We start from the raw sequence: 17076 nt of genomic DNA on the forward strand, positions 1-17076 counted from the left end.
GTGACGCCCGTCGCTCTCCCGTACAATCGAGCACAGAAGTGCAGGGAGCAGGATTTGAACCTGCGGACCCCTATGGGACAGCGCCCTGAACGCTGCGCCGTTGACCTGACTTGGCTATCCCTGCTCGCACTCCGTGCTATTGCGTGGCCCTTCAAACTCCTTTCGGTCTGGCAACGCCCGCGGATCGACGCCCCGAACGCGGGAGCGGCGGCACAGCTTGCTGCCGGTCGCGGCGGGGCGGAGCGCGGGCGTCGGGGTGGGAGTGAAGGGACAGTCATTGTGCTATATCGCGACTTTCGATTCGAGTTCGGCTGCGCGGTCGCCCAGCGTTTCGGCGGCGCGGAGCACCAGTTCCTCGACGCTGAACGAGCCGTCGGTCTCGACGTGGAAGACGAACGCGTCCGGCACGTCGTGGACCTCGACCTCCTTGCCCGGATACCGGTTCGTGAGGTCGTTGTCGAACGCGTCCGTGGCGACGAGGTCGCCGTCCGTTGCGTCGGCGTCGGCGTCGGCGTGTTCGGCCGCCGCCTCCTCGATCACGCCGCGGAGGATGTTCGGCTCCTGTTCTTCGAACTCCCCGGCGTCACCGGCGACCTCAACCCGCTGGAGGTGGCGGTAACCGACCGACACGCCGCCTTGGTGTTTGGCGTGGGACTTCCCTGAATCGAGCACTGCGTCGGCTTCGAACTCGAGGTGCTGGCCGTCTTTGAGCTCGATGATCGGGATGTTCTCGTCGGCGGGTTGAACCATCGCATCCGCGGACTCGAGGTCTCCGGAGTAGGCGGTCGCCGGCCCCTCGACATCCAACGCGAGGGTGACGACGTCACCCTCCTCGAAGTCGCCGATCGGGGTGGAAAGCGGGACCAACCCAAGCCGGAGCCCGATCATCTCGTCGAACATCACCGAGGAGTTCTCGACGAACCGGACGGTGTCGATGCTGAACGTCGGCACGTCCGCGACCATCGCCCGGCGGATACCGTTGGCGACGGCGGGCGATACGCCCCGAACCAGGAACCTTGCCGACCGTTCGCCGGGTTCGATGAACTCGACCTCGAAGTCGTTCGTCATGTGGAACTCCTCACAGTCGGCGGTTCTTCGGTGCGCGCGTCCCGTCGTGCGGGATCGGTGTGACGTCCTCGATGCGGCCGATCTCGAGTCCGGCGCGGGCCAGCGCACGGATCGTCGCTTGCGCGCCCGGACCGGGGCTTTTGATGTCGTTGCCGCCGGGGCCGCGAACGCGGACGTGCAATCCTTTGATGCCCGCGGCTTTGATCTCTTCTGCGACCGACTCCGCCATCTGCATCGCGGCGTACGGCGACGCCTCGTCGCGGTTCTGCTTCACCACGGCGCCGCCCGAGGACTTCACGATGGTCTCGGCGCCCGTCAGGTCGGTGACCGTGATGAGGGTGTTGTTGAACGATGCGTGCACGTGGGCGATGCCCCACTTGTCCCTGGAAGTCTCCGATTCGCTCATTACTCTTGTCCCTCCGCGCGCTCGGGGTGAAGATCGTCCGAAAGCGGGCTGGTCCCGTCGAACTCGATCGCGTCCGCCTCTGCGACCTCGACCATCTTCGATGGCCGCGTGACGCGGGCGCCGTCGACGGTGACGTGGCCGTGGACCACGAACTGGCGCGCCTGTTCGGGCGTGCTCGCCAGCCCGGTCCGGTAGACGACGGTCTGGAGCCGGCGCTCCAGGATGTCGGTCACGTCGAGCCCGAGGACGCGACTGATGTCGTTGCCCTCCGAGAGGATCCCGTAGCGGCGGAGCCGGGCGAGGAACTCCTCGCCAGCCGCCTCCGCGACCTCTAGGTCACCTTGGGCCTCGCCAATAAGCCGGCGGGCCTCCCGCCGGTAGTTCCGGAGCTCCGACTGTGCGCGCCACAGCTCCTCTTTGTTCTTCAGTCCGTAGCGGCCGAGCATGTCCCCCTCCTGGGCGATCCGCTCGCCCTGGTAGGGGTGGTTTGGCGTCTCGTACCGCTTTGTGTTGTTTCCGGTCGCCATCGGTTATTCGTCCTCGTCCTCGGCGGCGGCCTCCTCGGCCGCCTCCTCTTTGATCGCCTCGACGTTGACGCCGATTGTCCCTTCGGTCCGGCCGGTGGATTTCGTTCGCTGACCGCGGACCTTCTGGCCGCGCTTGTGACGCACGCCCTTGTAGGAGTCAATCATCTTCATGCGGTTGATGTCGTGGCGCCGCTTCTCCTCCAAGTCCGATCCCGTCTTGTGGCTGGTCTCGCCGGAGAAGAAGTCGTTCCGCCGGTTGGCCATCCACTCGGGGATGTGGTCTTCGAGGTTCTCGACGGCGTCGACGACCGCGTCGATCTCGTCGTCGTCGAGCAAGCCGAACGTCGCCTGCCGGTCAACGGCGGCGGCGTCGGTAACGATGCGCGCCGTGCGCTTGCCGATTCCTTTCATCTCTCTGAGACTCCGCTCGACGCTTTTTGTCCCGTCGAGATCGGTGGTTCCGATCCTGACGAAATACCGGAGGTCATCGTCCTCCTCGTCGGCGGCGTCCTGTGGTTCTTCTGCACTCATAGCTTTTGGATGTCCGGTGACGTTGCGGCGGGGATTCGAACCCCGGAGGCGTGAACGCCACAGAGTTAGCAACCCTGCGCCTTGGGCCAGGCTTGGCTACCGCAACGCGCGGTCTCGCACTGTCGCCCTTGCGGACTCGGGAGTCGATCTCCCTGCAACGTATTGCAGTCGGAACAAACCGTGTACGCTACTTAAGCGTCACGATAGTGTGAGCGGGCGTGCGGCGTGTTCGCAGGGCCTGTGCGTTCGTCTCACACGCAACTCCGGTGTGACCGTCGCCGACAGCGGGACCGAACTCCGGTGGTGCGCGCGGCCGAACCGACCGCCGGCAGTATATGGGTCGGGGTCCCCAACACTATCGTATGAGCACAGATTTCCCGACGGAGTCGCCGCAACGTCCTGTCGGCCTCGACTCCGAAGCCGACCTCGACCGCTTCCTCGACGCCCACGACCGGGTACTCGTGGATTTCTACACTGACGGATGTTCGCTGTGTGCTGCGGTTGAGCCGGTCGTCGGCAACGTTGCCCGCGCACACGAGGACCTCGCGGTCGCGACCATCAACCCGCGGACGGATCCGCCACTGATCGAACGGTTCGCCATCACCAGCGTCCCGACGCTCGTGCTCTTCGAGGACGGCGCGGTCGTGGGTCGGCTGGCCGACGGGTTCCAGGGCGGGGATGCGATCGACGCGTTCCTCACGGAGACGGAGGACAACGAAGCCGGGCAGCCGGTCCGGGCGTAGGGCCGCCGAGCCCACGGCACGGGACCGGCGCACGCCTGTCAGGACCGGTCCCGCATCGGGACCGCCACGTCGGACTGCTCGGCCTCGTCGATGGCGTCGTCGTAGCCGGCGTCGGCGTGACGAACCACCCCCATCCCGGGGTCGGTGGTGTACACCCGCTTTGCGGTCTCGGCGGCGCGGTCGGTGCCGTCGAGCACGACGTGGTTGTTCGTGTGCAGGGAGTTTCCGATCCCGACGCCGCCGCCGTCGTGGACGGAGACGATGTCGGCGCCGGCCGCACAGTTCAGAAGCGCGTTCAGGATCGGCCAGTCTGCGACCGCGTCGGTGCCGTCCTTCATGGCCTCGGTCTCGCGGTTCGGGCTGGCGACGCTGCCCGCGTCGAGATGGTCCCGCGTCACGACCACCGGCGCGTCGATCTCGCCCTCCGCAACGAGTCGGTTGATCCGGAGCGCAAACCGTGCACGCTCCGTCAGCCCGTCGTCGTCGGTCTCGTAGCCCAGCCAACATACCCGCGAGGGGAGCCCCTGGAACTGGATCTGCTCCTGTGCCAGGTCGATCCACCGCAGCAACGCGTCCTTCTCAGGGAACAGTTCCCGGATCGCCTCGTCGGTCCGGTGGATGTCATCGGGGTTGCCGGAGAGCGCCGCCCACCGGAACGGCCCCTTGCCGCGGCAGAACAGCGGCCGGACGTACGCGGGGACGAACCCGGGGAAGTCGAACGCGTCGTCGCGGTCACAGTGTTCCTTGACCTGGCCGCGGAGGTTGTTACCGTATTCGAACGCGGTCGCGCCCCGCTGCTGGTGTTCGAGGATCGCGTCGACGTGGCGCTCCATCGTGTCGATGCTCACTTCCCTGTACGTTTCGGGGGCCGACTCCCGGAGCGCGTCGGCCTCCGCGACTGTGTACCCGCTGGGGTAGTACCCCTCGAGTTCGTCGTGGGAACTCGTCTGGTCGGTGATGACGTCGGGGACGAAGTCGCGGTCGAGCATCGCTTCCAGCATGTCCGCGGTGTTCACCGGGACGCCGACGGAGTACCGTTCCCCGCGCTCGGCCGCGGCTTCGGCCCGCTCGATCGCCTCCCCCAGATCCGCGACCTTCTCCTGGCAGTAGCCCGTCTCGATCCGGCGGTCGATCCGCGCCTCGTCGACCTCGGCCGCGATGCAGACACCGTGGTTCATGGTGACCGCAAGGGGCTGGGCGCCGCCCATCCCGCCGAGTCCGCCGGTGACGACGATCCGCCCTTCGAGGTCGCCGTCGTACTCCTGGCGGGCGAGTTCCGCGAGCGTCTCGTAGGTCCCCTGGATGATGCCCTGGGTCCCGATGTACGCCCACGACCCCGCGGTCATCTGGCCGTACATGATCTTCCCCTCGGCTTCGAGTTCGTGGAAGTGCTCCCAGGTGTCCCAGTTGCCGACGAGGTTGGAGTTGGCGATCAGGACCCGCGGCGCCCGCTCGCGGGTGGTGAACCGGCCGACGGGCTTGCCGCTCTGGATCAAAAGCGTCTCGTCGTCGCCCAGATCGCGGAGCTCCGACATAATCGCGTCGTAGGCGTCCCACGACCGCGCGGCCCGCCCCGTCCCGCCGTAGACGACGAGGTCCTCGGGATCCTCGCCGACCTCGGGGTCGAGGTTGTTGTTCAGCATCCGGAGCGCGGCCTCCTGGCGCCACCCCTCGCACTCGATGTCGGTCCCGGTCGGCGCGCCCTGGTAGTCGTACCACTGGTCGCTGGGTTCGCCGATGTGGTCGGTCTCGTCGTCGAACTCCTGTGTGCCAGCCATACGGGTGGATATGCGACCGAGACGCATTACCCACTTACCCTCCACTCGGAGGACTGTTTAAATAATACACACGAATCGGTCGGCGGGCGGCGGGCCGGCCTCCGGACCGTCGGTGATCGACTGCCCGGACTACAGCAGTCCCATCCCGACCACGAGGTGGGTGATCCCCGCGATCAGCGGCACCAGGATGACCGTCCGCATCACGAACAGCGCGACCAGGTCGCGGAACCGGATCGGGACGTCGGAGAACATATCCATCGCCATCGGCCCGACAGCCGAGAAGAAGATGAGCTGCGACACCGCGAGCACCGCAATGAAGAACCGGGCCATCGGCTCCGCCTCCACGACCAGCAGCACGGGGACGTACATCTCGGTGATGCCGACGATGGTCGCGGGCGCCACGACCTCCGGGTTCGGGATGCCGAGCGCGCTGACGACCGGGACCAACGGTGCGCCCAGGATGTCGAAGGTGGGTGTGTTCGCCGACAGCAGCGTCGCCGCCAGCCCGACCGCCAGGATGGTGCCCAGGATCAGGCTGGTCAGTTTGAGGCCGTCGACGAACCCGCGCTTGGCCGCGCCGAGGAACGTCTCGCCCTCGGCGGCCTTCTCGACAGCCTCGCTGACCGCGAACCGGAAGTACTCGCCGGGTGACCCGCGGAACGGGATCTCCGGGTCGGGCTTGGCGATGTACTCGTCGGGCATCGTGCTGATCGGCGGGAGCCGGACCAGGATGGCCGCCGTGATCACGACACAGACGAAGTACGCGCCGAAGATGACCGGGAACAGGTCGAGCATCTCCACGGTGGCAGCGACGACGCCGACGAACCCGATGCTCACCGTGGAGAAACACGTTGCGATGGTGAACACCTCCCGTTTGTTGTAGCCGCCGATCTCGAAGACGTTCCGTGTGACGTAGAACCCCACGCTGTAGGAGCCGACCCACGACGCGAGGCTGTCGAGCGCCGCCCGCCCGGGGAGTTTGAACAGCGGTTTCATCACCGGCCGCGCGAGCGTGCCGACGAACTCCAGTCCGCCGAGTTCGACGAAGATGGTGATGAAGATCGCGCCGATCGGGATGATGACGCCGACGCTGTAGATCAAGGTACCCCACATAAATCCGCCGGTGCTGGGCGTGTGCAACAGCCCCGGCCCGAGTTTGAAGAACATAATCGGCGCCAACACCGCGCCGGCGATCCGGAGCGCCCAGAACAGGCCCGAACTCTCGAAGTACGACAGGTCGTAGCCGAACGAGACTATGTCCCGGTCGTCGAGTTCGGCGAGCGTCGTCAGGACGCCGCCCGCGACGATGATCGCGAGGGAGTAGACCCCAACCGCGTCGGGGAACGTCTCCGTGACCTGCGAGACCACGATGTCGAACGGCACCGTGACCTCCCCCTGCCAGGGGATCGGCAGGAGGAAGAAGAACGCTCCGATCGCGAACGCGGCCGCGAACTTCGCGACCGCCCCCGATTCGAACTCGTTGAGGTCGATGTCGGTGATACGTCTGGGCGATGGATCACTGTCGAGCGTGTAGACGCTGTCTTTCTGCTCCGTTGCCATACACCACGGTATGTGGACTATTCACATAGTAAGAACTGCCGCCGATCGGAGGGGGGTTTAAACTTAGTGGCCGCGTTCCAGGAGCGACCGGAACGTGACGCGGCGGAGCAGCGAGCGGAGGTGCGTGTGACCTGCGTCGCAGCCGCGTTCAGTCTGACGTTGCGACCGGCGCGTCGATGTACTTGTCGTTGACGACCCACTCGCCCTCCTCTTTGATCATATACTCGCCGTAGTACGGCACCCGGTTCGCGACGGTCTCCTCGAACGTCTCGCGGATCTCATCGCGGGTCATGTCGCCCATCGACCGCAGGTCGTCGTTGCGGTTGAGACACCCCTTCAGGTACCCCTCGTGGGTAACCCGGACCCGGTGGCAGTTCGCACAGAAGTTGGGGTTCTCGACGGGGTCGACGATCTCGACCATGCCGGCGTCGGACCCGTCGTCGGCCCCTGGGTCACCCCCGACGTAGTACCGGCGGCGGTTGTGCATCTCGCGGGTCTCGACGTGGTCGGCCTTTCCCTCGAGCCAGTCGTGGACCCGCCCGATGTCGATGTTCCACTCCGGCCGGCCGGTGAGTTCGGGCATGTACTCGATGAGTTGGAGTTGGAGTCCGGGGTTTTCGGCAACGTGGTCGACCATCCCCTCAACGTAGCCCGCAGTGTGTTCGAAGACGACCATGTTCAGTTTCACCGGGGCGAGTCCGGCGTCCAAGGCGGCTTGGACGCCATCGATGACCTTCTCGTAGGCGCCGGACTTGGTGATCTCCGCGAACGCGTCGGGGTCGATCGCGTCCTGGGAGACGTTCACCCGTTCGAGGCCGGCCTCCTTCAGATCCTCCGCACGCCCGGGCAGGAACGTCCCGTTCGTCGTCATCGACGCCTCCATTCCGTCGGGGACACGCCGGATGATCTCCTCCAGATCACCTCTGAGCATGGGCTCCCCGCCGGTGAACTTCACCTTCTCCACCCCGTACTCGGCGACGACCTCCAGAAAGCGGACCACCTCGTCGGCGGTCATCTCGTCGTCCTGCGGATCCATCGGGCCGCGGGTGTCGCCGAGTCCCTCGTTGTGGCAGTAGACGCAGTTGAAGTTACACCGGTCGGTCAACGAGACCCGAACGCCGGACACTTCTCGGCCGAAATCGTCTTCGAGCATTACGCGATGATTCTCCCCGACGGATATAAATTCGGTGTCGCTAGGCGGGAGTTCGTAACCGAACAAAGTTACACAATTCGGGAATGTCGGGGCAAAGATACCGGTACCGTTCAAGCACGTCGCGGGGGGTCGTGGTCCCGTTCAAAACCCTTATCGCCCGCTCGCGTCCACTCGGAGGTATGAACGAAGACGCCGTCCGCGAACGCCTCCGGTCGGTCGCCGACCCGGATCTCGGCGACGATCGCGAGGCCCAGAGCGGTTCCGAATCGGACATCGTCTCGCTTGGGCTGGTCAACGCGATCGACGTTGACGACGACGCCGGGGTGATCCGGATCTCGTTGGCGCTGGGCGCACCGTACTCGCCCGCCGAAACCGAGATCGGGTCGCAAGTGCGGGACGCACTGGCCGACACGGGCTCCGACGTCGAACTCTCGGCGCAGATCGCGCCGACGGTCGACCCCGAGGAGGACGTGTTGCCCGGCGTTGAGAACGTGATCGCCGTCGCCAGCGGGAAGGGCGGCGTGGGGAAGTCGACAGTTGCGGTCAACCTCGCCGCGGGGCTGTCGAAGCTCGGCGCCCGCGTCGGACTGTTCGATGCGGACGTCTACGGCCCCAACGTCCCGCGGATGGTCGCGGCCGACGAGGCGCCGAAGACGACCGGCGACCAGACCATCGTCCCGCCCGAAAAGTACGGTGTCAAGCTCATGTCGATGGCGTTTCTGGTCGGCGAGGACGACCCCGTGATCTGGCGCGGCCCGATGGTCCACCAGCTCCTCACGCAACTGGTGGAGGACGTCCAGTGGGGCGACCTCGACTACCTCGTGCTCGACCTCCCACCGGGCACCGGCGACACCCAACTGACGGTGCTGCAGACCCTGCCGCTCACGGGCGCGGTGATTGTCACGACCCCCCAGAAGGTCGCCATTGACGACGCCAGAAAGGGGCTGGAGATGTTCGGTAAACACGACACCACTGTCCTCGGGATCGTCGAGAACATGTCGTCGTTCCGGTGTCCGGACTGCGAGTCGACACACGACATCTTCGGGACCGGCGGCGGCGAGGCGTTCGCCGCGAACAACGACCTCCCGTTTTTGGGGTCGCTGCCGCTGGACCCGTCGGTCCGGACCGGCGGCGACGGCGGCCGACCGGTGGTGCTCGACGACGGCGACACCGGCGACGCGTTCCGCGTGATGGCCGAAAACACCGCGGACATGGTCGGTGCGGTGCGGCGGCGCGACGCCGCGACGCGTCGGTGACGCCGGCTGGCGTGCCAGTAGCCGTCGATCGCTGCCTGCGACCGATCCCCGGCCGGACGTTTATCCCGGATCACGGGACCACACCCCTCGTGATCTGAGGGTCGCCCCGCGTCGGGTTGCGGTTGCCCGGCACGTCGGCGCGGGGACGAAGTGTGCCGGCTGTTCGCTCTCCGGAACAGCCCACAGGGCCTCGTCCGCTCGGAACGCGGACAGCCACCCGGCGGTCTCCAGCCGGGCGGGTTCGGGTGGCCGTTCCCCCTAACCAGTAGTGCGGCCTCGCTGAACCCGACACCTTTTGCCCGCGGCCCCGAATTCTCCGGTATGGACGCCGGCCAGGACACCCTCGCGAACCCGTTCGGGATGGACGCGGAGTGCCGGAACTGCGAGGCGCTGTGTGACGTTCGCACGAACGTCGTCCACGGCTACGGTGACGTGGGCGCGGAGTTCTGTTTCGTGGCCGAACGACCCCACTCCGGCGCGGACCGGACGGGCGTGCCGTTCACCGGCGACGACGCGGGGCGCCGGCTCCAGCGGATCCTCGGCGAGTTGGGCTTCGCACGATCGGATCCCGACGCCGCGGAGCCCGACCTCCAAAACGCGTTCGTGACGTACCTCACCAGGTGTCGCCACTCCGACCGCCGGCCGACCGACGCGGAGGTCCGGACGTGCGAGCCGTATCTGAACGCGGAGCTCCGGATGATCAACCCCGAAATCATCGTCCCGATCGGCCAGCGCACGCTGGATGCGCTGGCGACCGACTACACCACCAACCGCCCCGGGGACATCGATGTCGAAGCGGCACACGCGACCACCGTCCGCGGACGCGGCTTCGAGTTGGTTCCGATGGTCGCCCTCGAAGCCCAGACCGACGCCCAGACGGACGCGTTCGTCGACCACCTGCTGGACAACGTGTTCTCGCGGGACTACCGCCAGACGAAGGGTCGCCGCGAACGGTAGGGTGCGGACGGTCGGGTGGTGCGATCCGCACCCGACACCCCGAAGCGCCGGCTTCAAGACCGCCGGTCGTCGATTGCGGATTATGACAGTCGTCGCCGTCCTCGCCGACCCACCGCGTCCCGGACTCCTACTGCCTCGGCTCGCTACCACCAGTCCACTGTCGGAGGCGGAGGCGGCGTCGCTGGCGGCGGCGATGCTCAAAGACACGTTGCGCGCGGTCGAAGCGTCGGGAGGAGATCTGCTCGTCAACTACCGTCCCGACGACCTGCTCCCGGACCGCCACGTCCGTCCTGACGAGTCCGCGGAGGCGGCGGTTCGCTCGCTTGCGGACGACGCGCTCGACGACCCCGAGGCCGCGCGGTTCGAGGTTCAGGTCGGCTCGACGCGCTCGGCGCGCGCCGGCAACACGGTGACGCACCTTCTCGAAACGGAGGGGGTGCAGTCCGCGGCTGTCGTCCGCGGCGACACCCCGCTGCTCAGGCGATCGACAATCGACTCGGCGGCGATGAACCTCCGGACCAACGAGGTCGTCCTCGGACCGTCGACTGACGGTCGGGTCTACTACGCCGGGTTCACCGCCCCGATCGACTTCGAGGGGGCGTTCGTCGAGCCCACGCTCGAGACGCTCGTCGACGGTGCCAACGACGCCGGTCACGACACGGAGTTCCTGGCTATGTTCCCGACGATCCGGACCGGGGCAGACCTCGCGACGTTGGTGTCGTCGGTCCGCGCTCGGTGGCAGGCCGGGCGGGTGGTTCCCGAACACACCGCGACGTTCGTTGTCGAGCACGGACTGACAGTCGCCAACGACGACGAGGACGGAACGCCGACGCTCGTTCGGGACTGACCGGGGTCGGAAGCGAGTGGCACCGCTTCCCGACGTTGGAGTCGGGCTGTTCCGCCGGTGTCACCCGATCGTACTCGTGGGGCGATGAAGACTCATCGAGAATACTGGTGGTTCCAGCCACCAGATGAATCCGACAACAGTACACGCACAAATGCTGTAAGTGCCTTTGTGCGTGGACAACTGGCGGCTGAGTCGGTGTTTGCCACGGTCGTTGGCCGAAATACAAAGAAAGCCGACCGCGCCGGTAGTCGGTAAACAATCAGGCAACTCGAAGCCGTTTAGCGGGTAGGAGTAACGGCTTCGTGGCAAAGCCACTGGTTGACTGTCCAGCAAACCTGAGACTCCCAATCGTCGGGATTGACCTGCCCGGCCAACACCGGGTGGGAGGCCCGCGCCGTTAGCCGCGGGAGGATGTCACATCTCGGAGGTCGCAACGGGCTGACGACACGTGGCGTCAAGTCTCCTCCCGAGTGTCGTGTTCTCTCTCGCAATCGGGGTGTTGCTGGGGACGGAAGCGCTCGGGGATCGTCACAGTCGAAACGTCCGGCGACGGCCTCGAGACGGTCGTCGGCCTGAGCGTGGCGATCATCGCCTTTGGCGGCGTGTTCGCCCTCCGGATCGAGCGGATCCGCGAGGCGTCGACGGCGTCGGGTGCGATGCAGACCAAAGGCTTGTAACCGCGGGGTGAAAACAGGCGCTTGCGGTGGGATGGCAGAGCGGCCTATTGCGCCGGTCTTGAGAGCAGGTGGCCTTTGGCCTCCGCATTACCCCGTCAGTTCACCCGGTAGACGGCTTCTACCAGATGCTCAGTTGACTGAGTGTTATAAAACTATAGGTCTGTTGTGTTAGGACTAATCGTTCCTATCTTGACCCTTCGGGGGGGCTTCTTGCTACGTGCAAATGATGGGTCGCCTTTCGTGACGCCCCTGTATATGCCGCTGAAGCGGGCCTGTGCTCCTACGGTCAGCCCGTATGCGTAGACTTCGTTTTCTCGTCCGAGAGAGCCGCATAGAGCGATTCCTTTCTCTGCCGGGTCGCTTTCCTTACGAAGCACGATCCTTACGAACAGAACGGTCGCTACGCCGTCTGCTGGTTTCGGGGATATGAGGGAACAGTTCTTGGAAAATTTTCCATAGACTGATACCATCGCTTCGTCCGGCACAGGAGGTATCAGTACGCCGTTCCAACAGTTGTGTATGGTTGACCGTCCCGACGAGGACGCGAGTGCCGCTGAGATAGCGCGGTGGATGGAGGAAGACTTCGGTGAAGCCCTCGCGGAGGGGATCGAGCAGGCCACCGAAGAGGACGAAAACGACGAACAGGGCAAGTAAGACGGCACGACGCGCTACGTCCTGTATGGAGTCGTCTGGATCCGCCTCCTCCCGACTCGAACCCCACACCAGAACCCGACAAAACCGATAGGCAGAACGCCTCAAACCGTTCTGAACTCCTCTTTATAGGTGGATTGAAGTAGAGGCCGACACTCACGGTCTGACATAATGGATGGTGAGGCGGTCAGGAACTACGTTGAGCAGTCTCAGACGCTGTTGGAGGCCTCACCGCAGATGGACGAGGAGAACACGAAGGTCAAACTTATTCAGCCGTTTGTGGACCTTCTCGGATGGAACTTCTACTCGACCGAAGTTCAACTTGAATACACCGTCCAGATGGGGACGCAGTCTTCGAAGGTCGATTACGCTCTGATGGTCGGTGATACACCAGTAGTGTTTATCGAGGCAAAGCCCGCACGGTCGGATCTCACCGAGAAAAACGTTCGACAACTTCAGAGCTATATGCGACAGGAGTTGTCCGTCGACTGGGGCGTCCTAACGAACGGAAAAGAGTTCGAGATTCTCAGCGTCACCGGGGACGACAAACAAGACGGGGAAACCTCGATTGCTACTTTCGACTTGGACGAAATGGCTCACAACCCCGATATTCCGGAGATACTGACGAAAGATGCTATTCAGTCGGGGAGAGCCGACGATATAGCACGGCAACTCACACAAACGAACCGGGCTATCCACCGACTGAGTGACCAAGAAGAATCGATTGCCGGACGAATTTCCGACGTGTTACAGGACGAACTGGGTGAGACACCACTTGATTTCGAAGAACAGAGCCTCGACTTCGTCCACGGCCTTCGACACGCCCTCCGTGAACGACGTGAGTTCATAGGAGAATCGACTGACGGCGAGGACGACACATCAGGTGACAACGTATCTGACGATGACCCCGATACGGAAGAAGTCGAGATTGAACCCGTCGAGAACAACGTCGCCGGGACGATACGTCGTACCGACATAGAAGGTGACGAGGAAGCACAAGTAGCCGTGTTCCCGACCCGTGAGTCCGGCCTTCCATTCCTGTTCGAGAACAACGCTTGGGGATTCGTTCGTATCGGACGAGATTTCGACTATGTGGCGATGTACGTCACGCAGAACGCTCGTGAAGTGCGTTACTTTGCTAAAGTCCGGGATACCGTTGTGCCAGAGGATGCTAACCTCATTCGTGAACCAACCGAGTACGTCGATAGAGCCGAACTTGCTGATAACAAGATGGTAGTCAGGTTCGAAGCCGACAGCCTCTATCAACTCGAAGATCCGATCCCATACGAGACTAAATACCCCCAAAGCCACCGATATACGACGCTTGGGGAGTTCAGAACAGCCGAAACAACCGATAGTATACTTTGAGGGTCGTCTCAGACGTTTGAGAAGATATGGAGGTCACACCGGAGTAGTATCCTCAACGGATTCAGCAACTCGGTCGAAAAACGCCGGAAACGGGCACAGTTGCAAGTGAGATGGAGAGGTTGTGACGCCCACAAATACTTCTACAGGTCGACGTGACACCACCGACCGGTGTATGAACTCACGCTGTATCGAGGCCAACAAGACGGTATAAATAGCATAAGAAAGGCTTGGTACTTTCACACCGTCTCTCGAGCACAGTAGTAGCGCGGGTTGCCGGCGGTAGTAAAGCGGGTCAACGAGGGTATCAGTAGAGCCAGCGAGCCACTCCCGTCATATTCTCCGGGGTGGGGGTTTTCGCTTGATTTCCGACTTCCAGATCTTCGAAGGGGGCGGTCAAGACAACCAGAGCAGATTTCGTGATTTCCCCCCGTGGGTGTCGATATGCCGATATTGAAATAGCGAATTCAGTAATCACTTAGCCGGGGGCTTTCCCGCGCCTCTCCAACCCCTTCAAGTTCGATTACTTCGCGCTCTTGTTCCCTTTCAATAAGAACTTCCGTATCGACACCACCCTCGCTCGCTCGCATCTCCAAGAGGTGTTCTGCCGCTTGTTTTAGATCGTCCACTCGACCCTCAGCGTCGATAACAGACAAGACTGCTCTATCTAGTTCGTCTCGTGCCTTTTCTACTTCTTCGCCGTTGTCGGGGTCATCGGATTTGTCTTCGACTTCCATCAGATTTTCAAACGCAGATACAATCCGCCTTTCCTCTTCGTCGCTAACAGCGCGGGGGTCAACTATCGACAGTTGCTCTGTTTCATACAAAGCGAGTTCGGAGCGGTTCATCCCCTGTCCGCTAGCCTGCCGTCCCTCTAACTCTCGTGCTAACCACACTAAACGTGAGTTCAGGATCCCACAGAGCAATCTCTCGCTAATATCTTCGTCCGCCTCAACGACGTGAAACTGGTAGTCAAAAAAGGCTCTTGCCTCATTCCATACAGACCTGTGTGCCGTCCACATAAATATCGGTAGTGCCAACTGCTGTCGATATTCATCGATTTCGCTGATGTTGAACCACACATCCCGTCGCTCGCATCTGTCGTGGTTGTGCCGTCCCTGCTCTTCTCCTTCCTCAATATATTCGAGTAAGGCTTCGTGACCATTCTTTGCCAACCATTCCTTCACGTGTTCTTCTTCTGTATCCCCGAACTCGTGTCCATCGTTGAGTGCCTCTCTCACTACTTCACGAGTATCGAGTACTGACCATTCACGAGCAGATTGTTCATCGAACCTAATCTTACTGATCTGCCCACTTGCTTTGATTGCTGGCGTTGTGTATTGGTCTAGTCCAAGTTCCTCCCATTCCTCTGTTCGATGATAGAAATACGGATTTCCGCCAACCTTCTTTCCGGTATGAGCATTTGCGACTTCTTGGATCTCACATATATTCTTCCCACGTAGTAACTCGAAGTAAACTGGTGGGGCTTTGTAGTACATACCCCACTTATTATTCTCACGTAGAGCGGGTTGAGAGGTTACCAACATTCTGTACTCATCGGTTGCGACTATTTTCTCCGACTCAATCTCAGACTCTATTTCATCCGCAATATCGTCAACGCTGATATTGTCCTGTACTTTGAGGAACTTCACGTAGTTTTCTTCCCGCTCTTTGATGTCGTCACATTTCTCTACTATAATCACATTCGAACCGACAAGTGCGTCATTAAATGCTTGCGACGCAAACTGAATTACAGCCTCGATCTTGTAGTTGTCGAGTAGGAACTTCTGGATGTCCTCTCCGTATCTACTACTGAGCCAGCGGTCACTAGCAATAAACCCAAGTTTCCCTCCCTCTTCGAGAAACTGTGCTGAGTGCGTAATGAAATAGCAGTAGATATCCGCAAAACCAGATAGATACTCAGCGTCGACAGCAGATAGGTGGGAACGGACTTTTTCTTTATCTCCGATACTTTGATACCGGATATAGGGGGGATTACCTACTACAGCGTCGAACCCACCTACAGCACCGTTTGCGTCTCCGCTCTCCCATTCTGAACCACTCGCGTCTGCAACTACTCGCCCAAACCGTCTCGTGTCGGGTGCAACATCAAAGAAGTCGCTTACCTCGACGTTGACGTTCTCTGTGTGTTCTGTAAGGTCTTGGAGTGCAAGATTGATTGCCGATAGGTGCGCCGGGAAGCGGTTGATGTCCACACCCATCAACTGGTCAAGTATCACGTCGTGGTTGCCTTCCTGTTCAGGGAACAACTCTTTCTTGCGGTTGTATGCAGAAATGAGAAAGCCGCCAGAACCGCACGCTGGGTCGAGAACAGTATCGTGGGCCTCATCGATTGTAAGTTGGGCTATCAAATCACAGATTGCAGGCGGTGTATAGTACTCGCCCATCTCCTTTCGACGCTCTGCTGGGATAACGCCCTCATAGATGCGGCCAACAACGTCCGAGTTGAACTGTGTCAGATCTTGTTCGTCCAACTCGATGATGAAGTCCCGGATCTGCTCAGACACGAGGTTTAGCGGGATTTCAGAGTAGATGTCGTCGTGCTCGAAAACCGCCTCGAAGTCGATCTCTTCTACGATGTGGTTGAAGTACTCCTCTAAGTCGGCCTGTACCCGGAACGGCGAGACAGCAAGCGGCTGTACCTCATCTGTATAGGTTGGAGAGGACTCCAAGATTTTGTAGAATAATATCTTATTAGTAAGGAGGTAAGCGGCCTGCTCCGCGAACTCTTCCAGAACGTCTTCTCGGTCACTTTCGTCTGCATCCTCGTATTCGATCCCCTGAGAGGCAGTCCACGCTTCGAAGTCAGCACGGAACTCATCGTCTTCTTCCAAGTTGTCTGCCAACGATTGGTATAGATCCGGCGTTATCCGTTCGTGTAGGGACTTGATTCGTTCGACAAAGGCATCGTCATTAGCATCCCACTTGGCCTCTCCCCCTCGTATGCGGGCGATTTCGTCCAGAAACGACCCAGCGAACTTCTCTAGACTGGTGATGTCGTAGGACTTCGTAGACCTCTGAAGGAGTGGCACACCCTCTTCGTATGCGTCGAATACGACGAGTCGGTCGCCGTTGAAGGTGGCGAAGTAGGGAGCACCGATGTCACCAGCATAGCGGAACGCCTGCCGGATGACCTTCGGAGAATAGGGGTCGATCTCCTTCCGCGAGCGGTTGCTACCATTCGGTGCCTTTGCTTCGATTACGACCGCTGGACTACCGTCCGCCTCAAACAGAACGAGGTCGGCAAAGCCATCAATATTCTCACCGTATTCAGGCTGGATCTTCCCGAAGGTGGTTCCATTACGACGTGGTTCGTCATCGACTTCGTTAGCGAGGTGTCGGTAGAACTCAAAGTGGATACCTGCCTCACTCATACATACACCAACGTTTTAGAGGGTATCGATTAAGTAGTTACGCACCGACCGTAGCCAGTCGTACAAGTTCTCGAAACGACTGTTATTGTGCTATAGAACTATGCTACTGCCGCTACGAGGGGAGAGCGTTGATTACAGTCCAGCCTCTGCTCAAGAGCAAGC

The 17076-nt window shown here is 61.7% G+C and carries 16 protein-coding genes and 2 tRNA genes; 7 read left to right on the forward strand and 11 right to left on the reverse strand.

What is annotated here, in order from left to right; all coding sequences use genetic code 11:
* Positions 1-39: 39 nt before the first annotated feature.
* From IEX72_RS02325 to IEX72_RS02350, 6 genes are all read right to left on the reverse strand, one after another.
* A tRNA-Leu gene (locus IEX72_RS02325) sits at positions 40-124 on the reverse strand.
* Positions 125-282: 158 nt separating this feature from the next.
* Complete coding sequence (locus IEX72_RS02330) at positions 283-1068, reverse strand: DNA-directed RNA polymerase subunit D (protein ID WP_188785781.1); 786 nt, start codon at positions 1066-1068, stop codon at positions 283-285.
* 10 nt (positions 1069-1078) lie between these two features.
* Positions 1079-1474 carry a 30S ribosomal protein S11 gene (locus IEX72_RS02335; protein WP_188785782.1) on the reverse strand — a complete coding sequence of 132 codons (396 nt, stop codon included), beginning with the start codon at positions 1472-1474 and terminating at the stop codon, positions 1079-1081.
* Positions 1474-2001: a 30S ribosomal protein S4 gene (locus IEX72_RS02340; protein ID WP_188785783.1), complete on the reverse strand. Its 528-nt coding sequence runs from the start codon at positions 1999-2001 to the stop codon at positions 1474-1476. Before IEX72_RS02340 ends, IEX72_RS02335 begins: the two co-directional genes overlap by 1 nt.
* 3 nt (positions 2002-2004) lie before the next feature.
* Positions 2005-2532, reverse strand: coding sequence for a 30S ribosomal protein S13 (locus IEX72_RS02345; RefSeq protein WP_188785784.1), 528 nt, complete (start codon positions 2530-2532; stop codon positions 2005-2007).
* A 20-nt stretch (positions 2533-2552) separates the two neighbouring features.
* Positions 2553-2638 (reverse strand) — tRNA-Ser (locus IEX72_RS02350).
* A 256-nt stretch (positions 2639-2894) separates the two neighbouring features.
* Between IEX72_RS02350 and IEX72_RS02355 the strand changes: the two genes are divergently transcribed.
* A complete protein-coding gene (locus tag IEX72_RS02355; RefSeq protein ID WP_188785785.1) occupies positions 2895-3275 on the forward strand; it encodes a thioredoxin family protein in 381 nt (126 codons plus the stop codon).
* Between the two features lie 38 nt (positions 3276-3313).
* On the opposite strand, the gene hutU is transcribed toward IEX72_RS02355, so the two are convergent.
* The 3 genes from hutU to moaA all read right to left on the reverse strand — a co-directional run bounded on the left by hutU (position 3314) and on the right by moaA (position 7766).
* The gene (gene hutU, locus IEX72_RS02360; RefSeq protein WP_188785786.1) at positions 3314-5053 is read right to left on the reverse strand and encodes a urocanate hydratase; all 1740 of its coding nucleotides are present in this window, start codon (positions 5051-5053) and stop codon (positions 3314-3316) included.
* A gap of 129 nt (positions 5054-5182) precedes the next feature.
* Complete coding sequence (locus IEX72_RS02365; RefSeq protein WP_188785787.1) at positions 5183-6613, reverse strand: YjiH family protein; 1431 nt, start codon at positions 6611-6613, stop codon at positions 5183-5185.
* Positions 6614-6761: 148 nt separating this feature from the next.
* The gene (gene moaA, locus IEX72_RS02370; RefSeq protein WP_188785788.1) at positions 6762-7766 is read right to left on the reverse strand and encodes a GTP 3',8-cyclase MoaA; all 1005 of its coding nucleotides are present in this window, start codon (positions 7764-7766) and stop codon (positions 6762-6764) included.
* A 179-nt stretch (positions 7767-7945) separates the two neighbouring features.
* Between moaA and IEX72_RS02375 the strand changes: the two genes are divergently transcribed.
* From IEX72_RS02375 to IEX72_RS02390, 4 genes are all read left to right on the forward strand, one after another.
* Positions 7946-9022, forward strand: a complete 1077-nt coding sequence (locus tag IEX72_RS02375) for an Mrp/NBP35 family ATP-binding protein (RefSeq protein ID WP_188785789.1) — start codon at positions 7946-7948, stop codon at positions 9020-9022.
* 321 nt (positions 9023-9343) lie between these two features.
* The gene (locus tag IEX72_RS02380) at positions 9344-9979 is read left to right on the forward strand and encodes a uracil-DNA glycosylase (RefSeq protein ID WP_188785790.1); all 636 of its coding nucleotides are present in this window, start codon (positions 9344-9346) and stop codon (positions 9977-9979) included.
* A gap of 82 nt (positions 9980-10061) precedes the next feature.
* The gene (locus IEX72_RS02385) at positions 10062-10826 is read left to right on the forward strand and encodes a DUF2064 domain-containing protein (protein WP_188785791.1); all 765 of its coding nucleotides are present in this window, start codon (positions 10062-10064) and stop codon (positions 10824-10826) included.
* Between the two features lie 470 nt (positions 10827-11296).
* Positions 11297-11503, forward strand: coding sequence for a hypothetical protein (locus tag IEX72_RS02390; protein ID WP_229663709.1), 207 nt, complete (start codon positions 11297-11299; stop codon positions 11501-11503).
* 152 nt (positions 11504-11655) lie between these two features.
* Here the strand turns inward: IEX72_RS02390 and IEX72_RS02395 are convergent, their stop codons facing one another.
* Positions 11656-11988, reverse strand: coding sequence for a hypothetical protein (locus IEX72_RS02395; RefSeq protein ID WP_229663710.1), 333 nt, complete (start codon positions 11986-11988; stop codon positions 11656-11658).
* A gap of 34 nt (positions 11989-12022) precedes the next feature.
* Between IEX72_RS02395 and IEX72_RS15340 the strand changes: the two genes are divergently transcribed.
* Together IEX72_RS15340 and IEX72_RS02400 are read left to right on the forward strand one after the other, a co-directional pair.
* Entirely contained in the window at positions 12023-12157 is a 135-nt protein-coding gene (locus IEX72_RS15340) for a hypothetical protein (protein ID WP_268238871.1), read from the forward strand.
* 168 nt (positions 12158-12325) lie between these two features.
* Positions 12326-13522 (forward strand): type I restriction enzyme HsdR N-terminal domain-containing protein, encoded by a 1197-nt coding sequence (locus IEX72_RS02400; protein ID WP_188785793.1) that lies wholly within the window; start codon positions 12326-12328, stop codon positions 13520-13522.
* A gap of 464 nt (positions 13523-13986) precedes the next feature.
* On the opposite strand, the gene IEX72_RS02405 is transcribed toward IEX72_RS02400, so the two are convergent.
* Complete coding sequence (locus IEX72_RS02405; protein ID WP_188785794.1) at positions 13987-16914, reverse strand: restriction endonuclease subunit M; 2928 nt, start codon at positions 16912-16914, stop codon at positions 13987-13989.
* Positions 16915-17076 lie beyond the last annotated feature (162 nt).

Source organism: Halobellus salinus (assembly GCF_014646875.1).
Taxonomy (GTDB): domain Archaea; phylum Halobacteriota; class Halobacteria; order Halobacteriales; family Haloferacaceae; genus Haloquadratum; species Haloquadratum salinum.